The 16,924-nt window shown below is 69.5% G+C and carries 17 protein-coding genes and 2 pseudogenes; 15 read left to right on the forward strand and 4 right to left on the reverse strand.

Going from position 1 to position 16,924, the window contains the following annotated elements:
- Positions 1-200 precede the first annotated feature (200 nt).
- The 13 genes and pseudogenes from OO60_RS16735 to OO60_RS16795 all read left to right on the forward strand — a co-directional run bounded on the left by OO60_RS16735 (position 201) and on the right by OO60_RS16795 (position 10,974).
- A complete protein-coding gene (locus OO60_RS16735) occupies positions 201-692 on the forward strand; it encodes a CarD family transcriptional regulator (RefSeq protein WP_004559016.1) in 492 nt (163 codons plus the stop codon).
- A 53-nt stretch (positions 693-745) separates the two neighbouring features.
- Positions 746-1,360 (forward strand): IspD/TarI family cytidylyltransferase, encoded by a 615-nt coding sequence (locus OO60_RS16740; protein WP_004559017.1) that lies wholly within the window; start codon positions 746-748, stop codon positions 1,358-1,360.
- Positions 1,357-1,692: pseudogene (locus tag OO60_RS16745) on the forward strand (2-C-methyl-D-erythritol 2,4-cyclodiphosphate synthase); the annotation flags it as partial. The gene OO60_RS16740 and the pseudogene OO60_RS16745, both read left to right, overlap by 4 nt.
- A gap of 469 nt (positions 1,693-2,161) precedes the next feature.
- A complete protein-coding gene (locus tag OO60_RS16750; RefSeq protein ID WP_004560746.1) occupies positions 2,162-2,557 on the forward strand; it encodes a PPOX class F420-dependent oxidoreductase in 396 nt (131 codons plus the stop codon).
- Between the two features lie 57 nt (positions 2,558-2,614).
- Positions 2,615-3,301, forward strand: a complete 687-nt coding sequence (locus OO60_RS16755) for an HAD family hydrolase (protein WP_033261623.1) — start codon at positions 2,615-2,617, stop codon at positions 3,299-3,301.
- A 43-nt stretch (positions 3,302-3,344) separates the two neighbouring features.
- Complete coding sequence (gene cysS, locus OO60_RS16760) at positions 3,345-4,733, forward strand: cysteine--tRNA ligase (RefSeq protein ID WP_033261624.1); 1,389 nt, start codon at positions 3,345-3,347, stop codon at positions 4,731-4,733.
- A gap of 28 nt (positions 4,734-4,761) precedes the next feature.
- Positions 4,762-5,718, forward strand: coding sequence for a 23S rRNA (guanosine(2251)-2'-O)-methyltransferase RlmB (rlmB, locus tag OO60_RS16765; protein WP_004560743.1), 957 nt, complete (start codon positions 4,762-4,764; stop codon positions 5,716-5,718).
- Positions 5,719-5,770: 52 nt separating this feature from the next.
- Positions 5,771-7,204: an MBOAT family O-acyltransferase gene (locus OO60_RS16770; protein WP_004560742.1), complete on the forward strand. Its 1,434-nt coding sequence runs from the start codon at positions 5,771-5,773 to the stop codon at positions 7,202-7,204.
- A 224-nt stretch (positions 7,205-7,428) separates the two neighbouring features.
- Positions 7,429-8,010, forward strand: coding sequence for a transglutaminase-like domain-containing protein (locus OO60_RS16775; protein WP_004560741.1), 582 nt, complete (start codon positions 7,429-7,431; stop codon positions 8,008-8,010).
- A gap of 183 nt (positions 8,011-8,193) precedes the next feature.
- Positions 8,194-9,207, forward strand: a complete 1,014-nt coding sequence (locus OO60_RS16780) for a hypothetical protein (RefSeq protein ID WP_004560740.1) — start codon at positions 8,194-8,196, stop codon at positions 9,205-9,207.
- Positions 9,208-9,209: 2 nt separating this feature from the next.
- Positions 9,210-9,848 carry a hypothetical protein gene (locus OO60_RS16785; RefSeq protein ID WP_004560739.1) on the forward strand — a complete coding sequence of 213 codons (639 nt, stop codon included), beginning with the start codon at positions 9,210-9,212 and terminating at the stop codon, positions 9,846-9,848.
- Between the two features lie 73 nt (positions 9,849-9,921).
- Complete coding sequence (locus OO60_RS16790; RefSeq protein ID WP_004560738.1) at positions 9,922-10,593, forward strand: hypothetical protein; 672 nt, start codon at positions 9,922-9,924, stop codon at positions 10,591-10,593.
- A 66-nt stretch (positions 10,594-10,659) separates the two neighbouring features.
- Positions 10,660-10,974 carry a hypothetical protein gene (locus OO60_RS16795; protein WP_004560737.1) on the forward strand — a complete coding sequence of 105 codons (315 nt, stop codon included), beginning with the start codon at positions 10,660-10,662 and terminating at the stop codon, positions 10,972-10,974.
- Here the strand turns inward: OO60_RS16795 and OO60_RS16800 are convergent, their stop codons facing one another.
- From OO60_RS16800 to OO60_RS16805, 3 genes and pseudogenes are all read right to left on the reverse strand, one after another.
- Positions 10,975-11,625: a class II aldolase/adducin family protein gene (locus OO60_RS16800; protein WP_004560736.1), complete on the reverse strand. Its 651-nt coding sequence runs from the start codon at positions 11,623-11,625 to the stop codon at positions 10,975-10,977.
- 159 nt (positions 11,626-11,784) lie between these two features.
- Positions 11,785-12,163, reverse strand: a pseudogene (locus tag OO60_RS47805) (transposase); the annotation flags it as partial.
- 379 nt (positions 12,164-12,542) lie between these two features.
- Positions 12,543-13,469: a coiled-coil domain-containing protein gene (locus tag OO60_RS16805; protein ID WP_004560734.1), complete on the reverse strand. Its 927-nt coding sequence runs from the start codon at positions 13,467-13,469 to the stop codon at positions 12,543-12,545.
- 81 nt (positions 13,470-13,550) lie between these two features.
- On the opposite strand from OO60_RS16805, the gene OO60_RS16810 reads away from it, so the two are divergent.
- Both OO60_RS16810 and OO60_RS16815 read left to right on the forward strand, forming a co-directional pair.
- A complete protein-coding gene (locus OO60_RS16810) occupies positions 13,551-14,804 on the forward strand; it encodes a DUF445 family protein (RefSeq protein ID WP_051767705.1) in 1,254 nt (417 codons plus the stop codon).
- A 36-nt stretch (positions 14,805-14,840) separates the two neighbouring features.
- Entirely contained in the window at positions 14,841-16,049 is a 1,209-nt protein-coding gene (locus tag OO60_RS16815; protein WP_004560732.1) for a DUF445 domain-containing protein, read from the forward strand.
- Here OO60_RS16815 and OO60_RS16820 read toward each other — a convergent pair.
- Complete coding sequence (locus OO60_RS16820) at positions 16,046-16,921, reverse strand: metal ABC transporter permease (protein WP_004560731.1); 876 nt, start codon at positions 16,919-16,921, stop codon at positions 16,046-16,048. The genes OO60_RS16815 and OO60_RS16820 overlap by 4 nt on opposite strands.
- Positions 16,922-16,924 lie beyond the last annotated feature (3 nt).

Consider the following 16,924-nt stretch of genomic DNA (forward strand, 5'->3'; position numbering starts at 1 on the left):
GGCCCGGCGACCAAGATCAACCGTCCACAAAGGAATTCCCGGCCTGTGACGAAACGCTTCCCCGCTACCTGCGTGAGCACGGGGGTCCGACGTTTGTCAACCCCCGGCCAGGCCGCTGACCTGCGAGGACGAGTCCGGCCCGCTAGGTGGGCACTGGCGGCCCGTGCTAGGATGGAGTCAGCGAAAGGGGCAGAGGACACATGGTTTTCAAGGTCGGAGAGACCGTCGTCTACCCGCACCACGGTGCCGCACTCATCGAAGCCATCGAGACCCGTGTGATCAAGGGCGAGGAAAAGAAGTACCTCGTCCTCAAGGTCGCGCAAGGGGATCTCACGGTTCGCGTGCCCGCAGACAACGCCGAGATCGTCGGCGTTCGCGATGTCGTCGGGCAAGAAGGACTGGACAAGGTCTTCGACGTTCTGCGTGCTCCGCACACCGAAGAGCCCACCAACTGGTCTCGTCGGTACAAGGCCAACCTCGAGAAGCTCGCCTCCGGCGATGTGAACAAGGTGGCCGAAGTGGTGCGCGACCTCTGGCGGCGAGAGAAGGACCGCGGACTTTCAGCCGGCGAGAAGCGCATGCTGGCGAAGGCGCGGCAAATTCTGGTCAGCGAGCTCGCGCTCGCGGAGGGCACCGACGAGGACAAGGCTGAGGTCCTCCTCGACGAAGTTCTGGAAACCGCGACGGTCTGAGCCCGGGCCATCCCACTCGACGGGCGGGTGGGTGCCTCTACGATCGCGTACCGATGAACGTCGTCGCGATCGTTACCGTCGCACATCATGCCTCCGACGGGGAGTCCGCTCTCACGCCGGTCCATGGTGAAGCGCTGCTCACGCACACCGTGCGGGGGCTGCTCGACGTACCGGAGATCGATCTGGTGCTCGTGGCGGCCCCCCAGCGGTGTGCGTCGTCGTTTTCCGAGGCGGTCGGTGACCTCGGCTGCCGGGTCGTCCCCGGCTCGCTCCGGCAGGCCTTCGCCGCCGTCGAGCCCGAACTTTCCCGTGACTCAGTTGTACTCCTCCACGACGCGCTGCGTGCCTTCATTCCTGCGCAAACGGTGCGTGACGTCATCAAAGCGGTCCGTGACGGCGCCCCGGTCGTCGTCCCGGTGCTGCCGATGGCCGACACGGTGAAGGTGACCGACGCGGCTTCGCTGATCGTCGGCACGGAGGACCGGTCCCGGTTGCGCACGCTCCAGACACCGGTGGGCTACGCGCTCGCGGCGTTCCGGCCGGACCTCGCGCCCGCCGGCGCGGCGACGGTCGACGGCCACCCGGACGCGATGCGCGTCACGAGCGATTTCGAACTGTCACTGGCCGAGGCGATCGCGGCGGCACCGAAGAACGAGGAGACGCTGTGAGGGTCGGCAACGGCGTGGACGTCCACCCGGTCGAAAAGGGCCGCGAGTGCTGGATGGCGGGCCTGCACTGGCCGGACGCGGACGGCTGCGCGGGCCATTCGGACGGCGACGTCGCAGCGCACGCCCTGTGCGACGCGCTGCTGTCGGCAGCGGGCCTCGGCGACCTGGGCGCGGTGTTCGGCACGGGCGACCCCCGGATGAACGGCGCCCACGGGACGGACATGCTGGCCGAGGTCCGCGGCCTGCTCGAAGCGGCCGGCTGGCGGGTGGGCAACGCCACGGTCCAGGTCGTGGGCAACGCACCACGCATCGGGAGCGGCCTGCTCGAAGCGGCCGGCTGGCGGGTGGGCAACGCCACGGTCCAGGTCGTGGGCAACGCACCACGCATCGGGACCCCCCGCTGGGGCGAGTTATCCACAGCCCGGCGGAGCTGTGGACGACCGGGCGCCGAATGTGAACTTTCCCGCTTTTCGTCGGACCGCCCCGATACGCTGGCAGCGGGGCCGACCCCCCGGAGAGGGTGGGGGCCGCGCTGCGGGCGCCCCGGCGGCCAATCGACCGACCGACCGACCGACCGCCTGCCCGCCCGCTGTCTGCGCTGCGACCACGCGCGAGCATTTCCATCGCCGATGCCCAAGTCCACGCCCGGCACACTCGGCTTCGCGGCTTGGCCACCGGCGCCACAGCCGACGAGACCCAGCCGCAAGCAGAACCCGCCGTCCGAGGGCGCCGACGTCCAGCGGGTGGTCGTCCGCCTGAAAACCGAGAAGATCGCCGGCAACGTGAAATAGGGTCCAGACCATGGGTGTGACTTTCAACGAGGCCACCAAGGCCCTCTTCGACGGCAAGAACTTCCCGGTGGTCGCCACCATCAACGCCGACGGCTCGGTCCAGACCTCCGTCGTCTGGGCCAAGCGGGACGGCGACGCCGTTCTCTTCGCCACCGTCCGCGGCCGGCTCAAGGAGCGGAACCTCGCGCGCGACCCGCGGGTCTCGCTGTCCGTCTTCGACCTCGAGGACCCGCTCAAGTACGTCGAGGTCCGCGGCCGCGCCGAGATCACCGAGGAAGGCGGCCGGGAGCTGATCAACGAGCTCTCGCACAAGTACGACGGCAAGGACTTCCGCACCGAGCCGCCGGAGGTCGTCCGGGTGGTCGTGCGCGTGGTCCCGGACAAGGTCACCGGCTACGCCGCGTGACGTGATGCGGGTCGCGGGCGCCGCTCCGGGGCCCGCGACCTCGCTAGGGTGGGTGCCATGACGATCAGGGCGGTGTTGTTCGACTTCTCCGGCACGCTCTTCCGGCTCGAGCAGGACGAGTCCTGGCTCACCGAACTGACCGACCACAACGGCGACCCGCTCGACATCGAGGCGCAGGCCGAGCTGATGCGCCGGATGACCGCCCCGGTCGGGCAGGTCGTCGAGCTCGACGCCGAGCACGTGCACGCCTGGCACCACCGGGACCGCGACCCGGAGCTGCACCGGAAGGTGTACCTGGAGGTGCTCAAGAAGTCCGGCGTCCCGCAGGCCGACCAGGCGAAGGCGCTCTACGACCGGCTCATCGATCCCAGCCAGTGGACGCCGTACCCGGACACCGAAGCCGCGCTCAAGGCCGCGGCCGAGCGCGGGCTGAAGGTCGGCGTGCTGAGCAACATCGCCTTCGACATCCGGCCCGCCTTCACCGCGCGCGGGTGGGACGCCTACGTCGACGAGTTCGTGCTGTCCTTCGAGGTCGGCGCGATCAAACCGGAGCTGGAGATCTTCCGGAAGGCCGTCCAGGCCCTCGGCGTCCCGGCGACCGAGACGCTGATGGTCGGCGACAGCGAAGAGGCCGACGGCGGCGCCCGCGCCCTGGGCTGCGAGTTCGCGCTGGTCGACCCGCTGCCGACGGCCGAACGGCCGGATGCCCTGCTCACGGCGTTGCGCACGCACGGCGTCGGCTGAGGGCCAGAGATATTCCGCTCGCCCGACCCCGTACCCTTTGAGGGTGGCCCTTCACCTTTTCGACACAGCGACCCGGAGCGTACGGGAGTTCCACCCCGTCCGTAGCGGAACGGCGTCGATCTACGTGTGTGGTGCCACCGTCCAGGGCGTGCCGCACATCGGGCACGTCCGCGGCGCGCTGAACTACGACGTCCTGCGCCGGTGGCTCGTCCACAATGGACTCGACGTGCTGCTGGTCCGCAACGTCACCGACATCGACGACAAGATCCTGACCAAGGCCGCCGCGGCCGACCGCCCCTGGTGGGAGTGGGCGGCGACGCACGAGCGCGCCTTCGAAGAGGCGTACGAGCAGCTCGGCTGCCTCCCGCCGTCGATCACCCCGCGCGCGACCGGCCACATCACCCAGATGGTCGAGCTGATGCAGCGGCTGATCGACCGGGGGCACGCGTACGCGGTGGACGGCGACGTCTACTTCTCGGTGAAGTCGTTCGACGAGTACGGCAAGCTCTCCGGCCAGGGCCTCGACGACGTCCAGCAGGGCGAGACGCCGACCCGTGGCAAGCAGGACCCGCGCGACTTCACCCTGTGGAAGAGCGCCAAGCCGGGCGAGCCGTCGTGGCCGACGCCGTGGGGCGACGGGCGGCCGGGCTGGCACCTGGAGTGCTCGGCGATGGCGACCACCTACCTCGGCCCCGAGTTCGACATCCACGGCGGCGGGATCGACCTGAGGTTCCCGCACCACGAGAACGAGCGCGCCCAGTCGAACGCTGCCGGCGACCCGTTCGCCCGGTACTGGCTGCACAACGCCTGGGTGACCATGTCCGGCGAGAAGATGTCGAAGTCGCTGGGCAACACCGTGACGATCCCCGCGATGCTCGAGCGCTACCGCGCGGCCGAGCTGCGGTACTACCTGGTCCAGCCGCACTACCGCTCCAACATCGAGTACTCCGACGCCGCGGTCTCCGAGGCCGCGCAGGGCTACCGGCGGATCGAGACGTTCCTGCGGCGCGCCGCGCAGTCCGGCGAGGTCACGCTGGGCACGATCCCGGCGGAGTTCGCCGCCGCGCTCGACGACGACCTGGCCACCCCGCAGGCGTTCGCCGTGGTGCACAACACCGTGCGCGACGGTAACGCCGCGTTCGACGCGGGCGACACCCCCAAGGCACTCGAACTCGCCGCGGCCGTCCGCGCGATGACCGACGTGCTCGGCCTCGACCCGCTGTCCGCGCGCTGGTCCGAGGCGGGCGGTTCCGACACGCCCACCCAGGAAGCGCTGGCCCGGATCGTCGAAGGACTGCTGGCCGAGCGTCAGCAAGCCAGGGCCGAGAAGGACTTCGCCCGCGCGGACGCCGCCCGTGACCGCCTCTCCCAGGCGGGCATCGTGGTGGAGGACACCCCCAACGGTCCTCAGTGGACTGTGAAGTCCGACTGAACCCGTACCGAAGCAAGGAACTTTCACCATGGCAGGCAATTCGCGGCGCCAGGGCGCGATCCGCAAGACGGGCACCAAGAAGGGTGCCGTCGTCGGCTCGGGCGGTCAGCGCCGCAAGGCCCTCGAAGGCAAGGGGCCGACCCCGAAGGCGGAGGACCGCCCCGGGCACAAGGCCTACCGGCAGGCGAACGCCCAGACCAAGCGCGACCAGGCGCGGCAGAAGAAGGCCGACAAGCCGGAGCTGATCGCCGGGCGCAACCCGGTGGTGGAGGCGCTGCGCGCGGGCGTCCCGGCGACCGCGCTGTACGTCGCGCTGAACATCGAGATCGACGACCGCGTGAACGACGCCGTCCGGCTGGCCGGCGACAAGGGCATCTCGATCCTGGAGATCCCGCGCGAGGAGCTGGACCGCAAGACGAACCGGGCCGTGCACCAGGGCCTGGGCCTGCAGGTCCCGCCGTTCGAGTACGCGCACCCGGACGACCTGATGGCCGCGGCCCGCAACTCGGGCGAGGTGCCGCTGTTCGTCGCGCTGGACGGCGTCACCGACCCGCGCAACCTGGGTGCGGTGATCCGTTCGGCGGCCGCGTTCGGTGCGCACGGCGTGCTGCTGCCGGAGCGGCGCAGCGCGGGCATGACGGCGGTGGCGTGGCGCACGAGCGCGGGCACCGCGGCGAAGCTGCCGATCGCGGTGGCGACGAACCTGACGCGCCAGCTCAAGGCGTGGGCGAACGACGGCCTGATGCTGGTCGGCCTGGACGCGGACGGCTCGGTCGACATCGACGAGCTGGAGCTGGCGGCGGACCCGCTGGTCATCGTGCTGGGCTCGGAGGGCCGCGGCCTGTCGCGCCTGGTCCGCGAGACGTGCGACGCGACGGTGTCGATCCCGATGGCGGCGGGCGTGGAGTCCCTGAACGCCTCGGTGGCGGCGGGCGTGCTGCTCGCGGAGGTGGCGCGGCGCCGCCGTGCTGCCGGGCGGGTCTGACACCGCCACCCAGTCGGGTTAAGGTCACCGTCGGATAAACCGAGGGGACCCGATGTCGTTCGTTTCGCCGCTCTTCCTGTGGTATTTCATGCCGGCGGTGCTCATCGCCGTGCTGGTGTGCCCGCGAACGTGGCGCAACGGCATCATCGCGGTGGGCAGCCTGCTGTTCTACACGATCGGCGCCGGCGGCTTCGTGTTCCTGCTGCTGGGCTGCATGGTGGTCAACTTCCTGGCCGGGCCGTTGCTGGCCCCGAGCCCCTGGGACGTCAACGGCGTCCGGCGGCGCCGGATCCTGATCGCGGTGGTGTCGCTGGACGTGGCGGTGCTGCTGATCTGGAAGTACGCGGGCTTCGCGACCCAGCAGATCGCGGCGGTGGCGCACTGGTTCGGCGGCAGCGTGCCGGTGGCGAGCCTGGTGGTCCCGATCGGCATCTCGTTCTACACGTTCCACCACATCTCGTACGTGGTGGACATCTACCGAGGCGAGCGCCAGGCACTGCGCAACCCGGTGTCGTTCGCGGCGTACATCGCGATGTTCCCCCAGCTGGTGGCGGGCCCGATCGTGCGGTACCGCGAGATCGCGGACCAGCTACCGCAGCTGCGTTCCCACCGCCTGGACGACATAGCGGCGGGCTTCCCGAGGTTCGCACTGGGCCTGTGCAAGAAAACGATCATCGCGGACTCCCTGAGCCCCCTGGTGGAGGCGTGTTTCAAGGTCCCCCCGGACCAGATGACGTTCGCGACGGCGTGGCTGGGAGCGGTGGGCTACACGCTCCAGCTGTTCTTCGACTTCTCGGGTTATTCGGACATGGCGATCGGCCTGGGCCGCATGCTGGGCTTCCGGCTCCCGGAGAACTTCGCCCGGCCGTATTCATCGGTGACGATCACGGAGTTCTGGCGCCGCTGGCACATGAGCTTGAGCCGCTGGTTCCGCGACTACGTGTACATCCCCCTGGGCGGCAACCGCCACGGAGCGGCGAAGACGTACCGAAACCTGTGCATAGTGTTCGTGTTGACGGGTTTCTGGCACGGAGCCCAGTGGACGTTCCTGGTGTGGGGCTGCTACCACGGAGCGCTCCTGGTGATCGAGCGCAGGTTCGCGCTGGACCTGAACCCGGCAATGCCCTGGAAGAGACACGCACGCAGGGCCTTGACGATGCTCCTGGTGGTGTTCGGCTGGGTGTTCTTCCGTTCCCAGGACCTGGGCCACGCACTGTCGATGATCGGCCACATGCTGATCCCGGACTTCGAGGGCCTGGGAGCAGGAGTGGACCAGGCACTGACGAACCAGAGGATGATCCTGCTGCTGGCGGCCCTGGCGGTGTTCCTGCTGCCGGCGCACCCGGTGACGGGCCCCCTGCTGGAGTCGTCACGAAGCCGCCCGGCAACAGCACTGCGCATCGGGGTGATGACGGTCGGCCTGCTGTACGCGGCAATCCTGATCGCAACGGGAACGTTCAGCCCATTCCTGTACTACCAATTCTGAACCCCCGCAGACCACTCTGTTCGCTCACCAGTTCAACGGACCACCCACTCGCCCCATCCACGCGCCGCCGCTTCTGGCTCACCCTGAACGTCGTCCACCGCCGCCCTGATCGGGCATCCGCGCTCCCGTACCCCCCTTTCACGTTCCGTAGCCGGAGAACGCGGAGCGTGTCCACCGCCGAAAACGACTCTGACCCGGATGGCCCAACCTGTCAGGATGCCCGGATGAGTCCCGTTCCCTCCCCCACCTCCGATCGGCCGAGCGACTACCTCGCCGCGGACGCTGTCGTCGATCACGACCACCCGGCGATCCACGCCCTCCTCGGCACCCTCCAACCGGCGAGCGACGACCCCGCCGCCCGCGCGGAGGCCGCATACCTCTTCGTCCGGGACGAAATCGAGCACGTGATCGACGCCGGTGACCCGCGGGTCACCTGGCGCGCGTCGGACGTCCTGCGCCAGCGCGTCGGGATCTGCCACGCGAAGGCGCACCTGCTCGCCGCTTTGCTGCGGGCGCAAGGGATTCCGGCCGGGTTCTGCTACCAGGAGCTGTCCGCGCTGCACGGGCTGAACGCCGTGCACCTGCACGGCAGGTGGTCCCGGCTCGACGCCCGTGGCAACCGGACGGGTGCTCGCGGGGAGTTTTCGCTCGACGAGGAAAAACTGGCCTGGCCGGTCGACAGCGCCCGCGGCGAGCGCGATCTCCCGGAGATCCACTTGGCGCCGTCCGCGGTCGTCGTGGATTTCCTGATGACCGCCGAACCCGGTCCCGGCTGGTACGAAAAGGGGCTGCCGCGCACTTTATGATCATGGTTTTCCGTGATTTTCGGAAAACTCGGCAACCCGGTGAATTATTGCCCAGAGTGACGTCTGTCCGTCATCCTTGTCCCCCGAACTTCTTATTTCGCCGACACCGTCAGGCGCGTAAAGTAACTCCCCGCACTCGAACAGACACTTTTTGCATTCGTCCGTTCGGGTGGTTCGAGGGAGGTGAAGCACGTGGCCGCGGCTGGCGGACGCCTCCGCCGTACCCCACTCCAGGAGATCTTCTGGACCAGGACGAGCCTGCTCCTCACGGTGCTCGTCGTGGTCGCCGGGCTGAGCCTGTGGATCGCCGGCCTGATGGACCCCGGCACCGGGAAGAACCTGGTGACTTCGCTGGGCACCGGCACCCTGATCTCCGCGATCGTCGGCTTCGGCCAGACGCTGATCACGGCCAGCGCCTCGCAGAAGGCGCTCGTGACGCCGGTGATCGAGGAGAGCAGGCGCGCGCTCGAGGACCTCAGCGCCGAATACCGGGCGCTGAACAAGGAGTTCTTCCCCACCGACGTGTTCGAGGCGACGACCGACCCCGATCCGGCGTTCAACCGCGCGCTGATGGCCGACCTCGACGCGACGCGGCAGTACTTCTTCCGCGGCTTCTCCGGGCGGCACGCGGCCGCCCGGCTCTTGCTTTCCCGCACCGAACGGGAACTGCGGGCCGTGATCGCCGATCCGCGCGACGCCAGCGCGATCAGCGGGCGCGCCCGTTACCTGCTCCGCCGCGAGGCGGGCGACGTCGATTCCGAACAGATCCAGAGCCGGCTCGACGAAGAGATCAAGATCGGGCTCGTCGGCCTCTTCCTGGCGCGCAGCCACTGCGCGCAGGTCGACATCACCGTGGTCGCCGACCCGCCGCTGGACCGGCTCGAAATGTTCGACGACAGCGTGTGGGTGTCGCTCTACAGCGACGTCCGCGGCGCCACCAAGCTGTACCCGCGGTCCCTGCGATTCACCGAAGGTTCCTTCCTCTACAACATGGAACGCGCCGAATTCGTGCGCGTCTCGCAGTCCCGGACCGGCCGCCACTTCCGCATCACGTCCGCGACGACGCGGACGGATTTCCTGGCGCTGTTCGAGAAGATCACCGGATCCCCGTTGTCCGAGGAGCAGTTCCGCGAGCTGGAGGGCAAGTTCCACGCCTTCCGCGCGGAGTTCTCCGCAGTCGCCGAGCTAGGGAGCTGACCTTGCTCACCCGCCTGTCCCCCCTTTCCGAACTGGCCACGCGCCTGCGCACGGCCGGGTTCCCGCTCGCCGCGGACTGGCGCGCGGTCGACGGCTGGTTCCGGCCGTGGGCCACCCAGACCGGGCTGCGCGAGGAGCTGCGCACGCAGCTGCGCGCGCTGTCCGCGGCGCAGGCCACCAAGGTCCTGCGCTCGTCACGGGAAACGACCACCCACTTCGCCTGGTGCCTGCTCGATTCGCCGTCCGACCCGTTTTCCTTTTGGCTGCACGAATACAAGGCGCAGCAGGACTGGCGGGAGGGGTACGCGGATTCCGTGCACAACCACAGATACCACTTCTGCACCACGATCCTCCGGGGCAACTACCTTCACGAACGGTACGAAACGACGGTCGACGCCGGCACCGGGCTGATCTCGTCCGCGCGGCTGCGGCGCCGGACGTCGTGCGAGGCCGGGGCCTGCGCCACGATGCTGGCCCACGAATTCCACCGCATCCCCGAAGCCGCCACCGGAACGATGACTTTTCTGGTGAAATCACGGCCGGTGAGCAGTTTCAGCCTCTCTTTCGACCCGGCCAGCGGAACAGGCCATCGTCACGTTCCGGTTGAGGTCCGATTGGGGGAATTGGCCGACCGCATCTAGCTACACACCGGCGTCAGCGGCGCTTACCATTACTCCACCCGTCTGAACACCACGGCCGGGATGGGAGAGGTGTATGCGCACGCAGGAAAGCACGATCGACCACGTGACCGTCGACGCCGTCGAAAACCGGGTCCACGGGCTCTGCCGGCAGTACGCCGAGCGGCTCCAGTTCCACGGCTGGCACCACGTCAGTTTCGTCCGCGCGAAGGCGGCCGGTTTCGCCCGGCACAACGGCGCGGACGCGGCGGTGGTGGAGGTCGCCGCGCTGGTGCACGACGTCAACTACCTGGTGCTCCGGAACTCGCCCGCCGCCGCGGGCCGGAGCCTGCGGCTGGAAATCCTCGCCGAATGCGGCGTCCCGCCGCGGATCGCGGGGTGGATCGACGAGATCGTCGACGAAGCGGAAATGGCCACCCGCGGCCGGGACATTTCGCTGGAGGCGCAGGCACTGAGCGACGCGGACACGTTGTTCAAGGCGCTGCCGGTGACGCCGGTGGTGCTGGCCCACCGGTACCTGCGCGAGAACGGGCTGAGCCTGCGCGAGCTGGCGCACAAGATCGTCGGCGAGCAGTGCGACGTCCACGACGAGGGGTTCTACTTCTACAACCCGGAGGCGGCCGCGACGTACTCGCGCTGGGCGACGGCGAACCTGCAGCTGTGGCAGTGCATCAAGGAGGCGGTCGACGACCCGACGGTGGCCGAGCTGCTGGACGCGGTGCACGCCGTCGACGCGCTGGCGTCCTGAGCGGTTCGCCGGACAGGGCGGGGCCGGGCTGGTATGCAGGGTGCAGTCCGCCGGTGAGGAGTCAGCATGACACCCCAGTCCCCGAACTTCGGCTACCCCGCGCCGTGGGACGCGCCCGCGGAACGCCCGAAGGGACCGTGGCTCGCCGTGGCCGCGGTGGTGCTGGGCGGCCTGGGGTGCGTGGTGCCGCTGCTCCCGATCGACCTGACCGGCGTGCGGGCGTTCGTCGCTTTCCCGTTCGCGCTGCCAGGGCTGGTTTCGGGGGTGCTCGGCTGCGTGGGACGCCGTCAGGCGAAGGCGCTGGCGGTGGTCGGCGTCGTGCTGTCGGGGCTGGCGCTGCTGCTGGGCGTGATCATGGTCGCCGGCTTCGTCCTGCGCTGATCAGCCCTGCCCGTACCCGCGCAGCCGTTCGACGACGTTGGCGACCTCGGGCGGCGGCAGCAGGCTGGGCTGCCCGGCGCCCTGCGCGAGCAGCCACACGCGGCACGCCCACTCGAGCTGCTGCGCCCGGTGGTAGGCGGCCTCGAGGCCGTCGCCGTAGGTGAGGGTGCCGTGGTTGGCCATCAGGCAGCCCCGGCGCCCTTCGAGCGCTTCGAGCACGGCGGCGGCGAGCTCGGGCGTGCCGTAGGTGGCGTAGCGCGCGACGCGCACGGAGGGCCCGATGGCGGCGATGATGTAGTGGATCGGCGGAACCTCACGCACGAGGGTGGAGACGGCGGTGGCGTGCGGCGAGTGCGTGTGCACGACGGCGGTGACGGGCTCACCGTCCGGGTCACGAACGTCCCAGTACACGGACAGGTGCGTGGGCAGTTCACTGGTCGGCTTGAGCGAGCCGTCGACAACCTGCCCCCCGAGATCGACGACGGCGATGTCGGCGGGGGTGAGGCTCGAGTAGGCAACTCCGGTGGGCGTGACGGCGACGAGGTCACCGGCCCGCACGGAGACGTTCCCGGAGGTCCCGACGACGAGGCCGTCCCCGACCATCCGCCGCGCGTAGGCGCACACGGCGGCCCGCTCGGTCTCGAGGATCATGCGCAGGTCCCGTCTCGTGGGTGATCAGGCAACTGCTGAGCAGATTGCCAGCCACCCACGAGCTTCGGCCACCTCCCCGGCCGGGGGACCCGGTCGAAGGTCATCCGAGGTCGCTGCCCGGGGGAAGCGTTGCCAGGGGGCGTGCGGGTGCATCTCGCTGCCTTGATCCCAGGCCGGCACCGCCCGGTCCGTCACTTCAGGTGGTCGGTCGCTGATCATCACCATCGGGGTGGACATCCGCGGCCGCCGCTGATCCGGGCGGATGTGCGGCCGGCGGGCAATGCGGCCGGTGCGCAGCCACCCGGCGACCTCGCGGCGCAGACCGCCGCGAGCCTGCCGATAGAGGGCTTGGTAGATGGTTTCACTCCAGCCGGTCAGGATGGTCACGGCGGAGCCGGCGAGTGAGCTGCTACGGACTCCACCGCGTATCGAGCCCATCCTGGACGATGGCCCGCAGCGCCGGGTCCGCAGCGAGCTTGCTGACCTTGGGCCGGGCTCGCCGGGCGGCAGCCTGCTCGTGCGCAGCGTGCGGCTGGTAGGCCCGTCGGGCTGCTGGTTGCGGCCGGCATGACGGGGTCGTCGCGGCCTGGGCCTGGGCCGCCTCAGCCCGCCACCACTTCGCGGTCCGGTAGTTGACCCCGACCCGCTTGCCTGCTGCCTGTCCGCTTCCACCAGGCCAAAGTAGGCTGCCCGCTCCACGGTCAGAGGTGTGCCAAGCCGACCAGGACCCGCGACAGGCAATCAGGGGCACGGTCACGATCCCGTCTGGACATGAAGCAACTCCTGAACACTCAGGTGTTGCAACAACCCCTAGAAACCGCCGTCCCGAGGGGGCTGCCCGATTCCAATCTACCGGCCCTGGCCTGCAAAAACGCCGCCTGCCGAAATCTGTGGACAACTCAACCCGATGTGGATAACTAGGCCTTCCCAGCCGGCGCGGCCGGGGCCTTCCCCGCCGGAGCCGGAGCCGAAGCCGGAACAGAAGCCGCGGCAACCGGGGCCGGGCTCGGAGCCGGCTTCCGCTCCCCAGCCGGCTCCTCCTCCGGCGCGAGCAGCTTCATGGCCTCCTTGACCGCCTCATCCGTCGCGGCGATCCGCTCCGCCACCTTCGCCCGCAGCTCGTACGCCAGCTTCCGCGCCTTGTCCGCGTCCGCCTGCTGCGACCTGGCCGACCCCAGCGCCGCCTCGGTCTCCGCCTGCTTCCGGGCGAACTCCGCCTCGAACTCCTTCTTCCGCCGGGCCAGCTCCTCCGCGGCCTTCCGGTCCGCTTCGTCCCGCAACGCAGCCGCCGCGGCCTCTGCCTTCTCGTCCGCTTCCTTGCGTGCTCGCTCAGCCGCCGCCGCCTGCTCGACCCGCTTTGCGCCCGCCGCCGCGTTCAGCTTCTCGATCTCGCCCTTCGCCTCCGACAGCAGCCGCGCGCGCTCCTCCTCCGCGTCCTTCGCCAGCTTGTCGGCCGTGCGGCGGGTCTCGTGCGCGTACTTGTCCGCCTGGTCGCGGGTCGAGGCCGCGTCGGCCTCCGCCGCCGACCTCAAATCCGCGATCTCCTCCTCGGCCAGCTGCATCATCATCCGGACGCGCTCGGCCATCGCGCCCGCGCCCGACGGGCTCGAGCTCATCCTCGCGAGGGCGGCCTTCGTCTCGGCCAGCTCCTTCTGCGCGTACGCGAGGGCCTTGGTGAGGTCCGCGGACGTCGCGACGGCTTCGTCGCGGCTGCGGGACGTCTCGCGCAGGTCCTTGTTCAGCTCGGCGAGGCGTTCGTCGACCTGACGCTGGTTGTAGCCGCGGACACCCACGGCGAACTGGGCGGTCTTCGGGGCGGACTGGGGCTTCTCAGGCGCGACCATCGGGCCACCTTAATGAGCAGGGGTCCGTGAAGACGTACCGCCAAACGGATGCATCACTATTTCGGTAACCCCCCGTGACGCATGGCATTCCGCGCTGGTCCGGCCCGAGCCGCTAACGTGCGCCGCGTGGACTTCGGCACGCACTGGCAGGTGTACGTCACCATGCCGTTCATCGCGGCCCTGATCGGCTACGTCACCAAGCGCGTCGCCATCGAGATGATGTTCCGGCCCCTGGAGTTCGTCGGCCGCAAACCGTTCGGCTGGCAGGGCGTGCTGCCGGCGAACGCCGAGCGGATGGCGGCCACCGCCACCGAAATGCTGACCACCAACCTCGTCGACCCGAAGGAGATCTTCGCCAGGCTCGACCCGGCGCAGGTGGCGAAGGAAATCGAAGAACCGCTGCTGCGGGTGGTCGAGGACGTCACCCGCGAGGTGATGGAGACCTACCAGCCGCGGCTGTGGGAGGTCTTGCCGAACAGCGCGCAGCAGCTGCTGCTCAAGCGCGTCCAGGCCGAGGCGCCGAAGGCGATCACCAAGATCATGCGGGAGATCGCCGACAACATCGAGGACGTCCTCGACCTCAAGCACATGGTCGTGACGAACCTGGTCCGCGACAAGGCGCTGCTCAACCGGCTGATCCGGGACATCTCGCGGCCCGAGATGCGGTTCATCGCCCGCTCGGGCATCGGCTTCGGGTTCGCGCTCGGCTGCGTGCAGCTCGTCGTCTGGGCGCTGACCAAGTCGCCCGTCGTGCTGCCGCTGTTCGGCCTCGGCATCGGCTGGCTCACCGACTGGCTGGCCCTCAAGATGATCTTCCTGCCGCGCGAGCCGCGCCGGTTCTTCGGCCTCTACACCTGGCAGGGCGTCTTCCAGAAGCGCCGCGACCAGGTCGCCGCCGACTACGGCGACATGATCGCGCGCGAGATCATCACCATCCCGAACCTCCTGGAAGCCGTGCTGCGCGGCCCGAAGTCCGACCGGCTGTTCGCGCTGATCACCCGCGAGGTGCAGAAGACGATCGACGCGCAGGCGAGCGTCGTCAAACCGTTCGTCGCGATGGCCGTCGGCACGAAGAAGTTCCAGGAGATGAAGCAAACGGCGGCCGCGAAGGCCGCGGAGCGCGTGCCGGAGACCATCCGGCACGCCGAGGACTACGCGGTCAACGCCCTCGACGTGCGCAACACCATCGTCGAGCGGATGCGGAAGCTGAGCGCGCTGGAGTTCGAGCAGCTGCTGCGGCCGGCCTTCCGGCAGGACGAGTGGAAGCTGATCGCCGTCGGCGCGGTGATCGGCGGTCTCGTCGGGGAACTGCAGGTGCTCGCCCTGCTCGGGTAGCCGGTACGGTTTCGATCTCGGCGTGAGGAGGGCGGATTGGACGCGGTCCTGCACGACCTCGCGCTGCACTGGCCGCTGTACGCGGCGATGCCGTTCATCGCGGCGCTGATCGGGTACGTCACCAAGCGCGTCGCCATCGAGATGATGTTCCGGCCGCTGGAGTTCGTCGGGATCCCGCCGCTGCTCGGCTGGCAGGGCGTCGTCCCGAAGCACGGCGGGCGGATGGCCGCGGTCGCCACCGAGCTGCTGACGGCCAACCTGCTCGACCTCCGCGAAGTCCTCGAGCGGATCGACCCCGTCATCATCACCAGCGAGCTGGAGCAGCCCCTGCTGCGCGCGGTCGACCACATCGCCCGCGAGGTCATCGCCGAGCACCACCCGCGGCTGTGGGAGGTCATGCCGACGCTGGCCCAGGAAATGCTGATCAAGCACGTCCAGGCGGGGGCGCCGCGGCTGGTCCGGGAGTTCGTCGACGACGTCCGGGCGAACCTCGACGAGGTCCTCGACGTCCAGCACATGACGGTCCAGCGGCTGACGCGGGACAAGAAGCTGCTGGTCCGGCTGATCCGCGAGACGTCCCGCCCCGAGATGGCGTTCATCGCCCGGATGGGCATCTACTTCGGCTTCGGCCTGGGGCTCGTCCAGACGATCGTCTGGGCGGTCACGCGCGAGCCGTGGGTGCTGCCGGTCTTCGGCGGCGTGATCGGGCTGTTCACCGACTGGCTGGCGATCAAGCTGATCTTCGTCCCGCGCGAGCCGGTCCGCGTCGGCCGGGTGATCTTCCAGGGCAAGTTCCAGCGGCGCCGGGCCGAGGTCGCCCGGCAGTACGGCGAGCTGATCGCGAACGAGGTCCTGACGGTCCAGAACCTGCTGGACGCCGTCCTGCGCGGCCCCCGCGCCGACCGGCTGGCGGCCCTGGTCGAGAGCGTCGTTTCGGAAGCGGTGGACGCGCAGATGCCGCTGGCGTGGACCGTCGGCGGCACCCGGCTGAAGGAGATGAAGCACGCGGCGGCCCGCAAGGCGCTGGAGCAGCTGCCGGACACCGCACGCCACGCCGAGGGCTACCTGACCGAGGCGATGGACGTGGCGAAGGTGATCGGGCAGCGGATGCTGGCCCTGACGCCGCTGGAGTTCGAGGGCCTGCTGCGGCCGGCGTTCCGCCAGGACGAGTGGAAGCTGATCGCCGTCGGCGCGGTGATCGGCGGATTCGTCGGCGAGCTTCAGGTCCTGCTGATGCTGGGTTAGGCCGCCGCGACGAGGGCCGGTTCCACCGCGCTCACCCGCGTCCGGCGGTCCCGCTGCCAGGCCAGCACCCGGCAGACCACGTAGATCAGGAACGAAATCGCCGTCACGAAGGCGCTCACCGGCAGCCCCGGCGCCAGCGACAGCAGGATGCCGCCGATCGCCGACACCTCGGCGAACACGATCGACAGCACCGTGGCCTTCCACGGCGACGCCGTCACGCGGGCCGCCGCGGCCGCCGGTGTCACCATCAGCGCCACCACCAGCAGCGAGCCGACCACCTTGACGCTCAGCGCCGTCGAGACGCCCACCAGCAGCGCGAACACCACCGTCAGCGTCTTCACCGGGACCCCGCGCGCCACGGCCACGTTCCGGTCCACCGACGCGAACAGCAGCGGCCGGTAGACCAGCGCCAGCACCGCCAGCACCACCGCCGACGACACCACGAACAACGTCAGGTTCGTCGAGTCGATCGTGATGATCTGGCCGGTCAGGATGCCGAACTTGTTCCCGGACCGTCCTTTGTAGAAGGACAGGAACAGCACGCCCATGCCGAGGCCGAACGACAGGATCACACCGATCACCGAGTCGCGGTCGGCGTCACGCGCGCCCAGGATGCCCAGCAGCAGCGCCGCCACGACCGCGCCGATCAGGGCGCCGTACTCGACGCCGATGCCGAGCAGCAGGGCCGCCGCGCCGCCGGTGAACGCCAGCTCGGACGTCCCGTGCACCGCGAACGACATCCGCCGCATCACGATCAGCGGGCCCATCACCCCGGCCACCAGGCCGAGGATCGCGGCCGCCAGCAACGCCGTCTGGACGCCTTCGAGCTGGGTGATCAGCTCCCACGTCTTGCCGAAGTCGAACAGATCCAAGAC

Origin of the sequence: Amycolatopsis vancoresmycina (assembly GCF_000716785.1) — a bacterium.
GTDB lineage: Bacteria > Actinomycetota > Actinomycetes > Mycobacteriales > Pseudonocardiaceae > Amycolatopsis > Amycolatopsis vancoresmycina.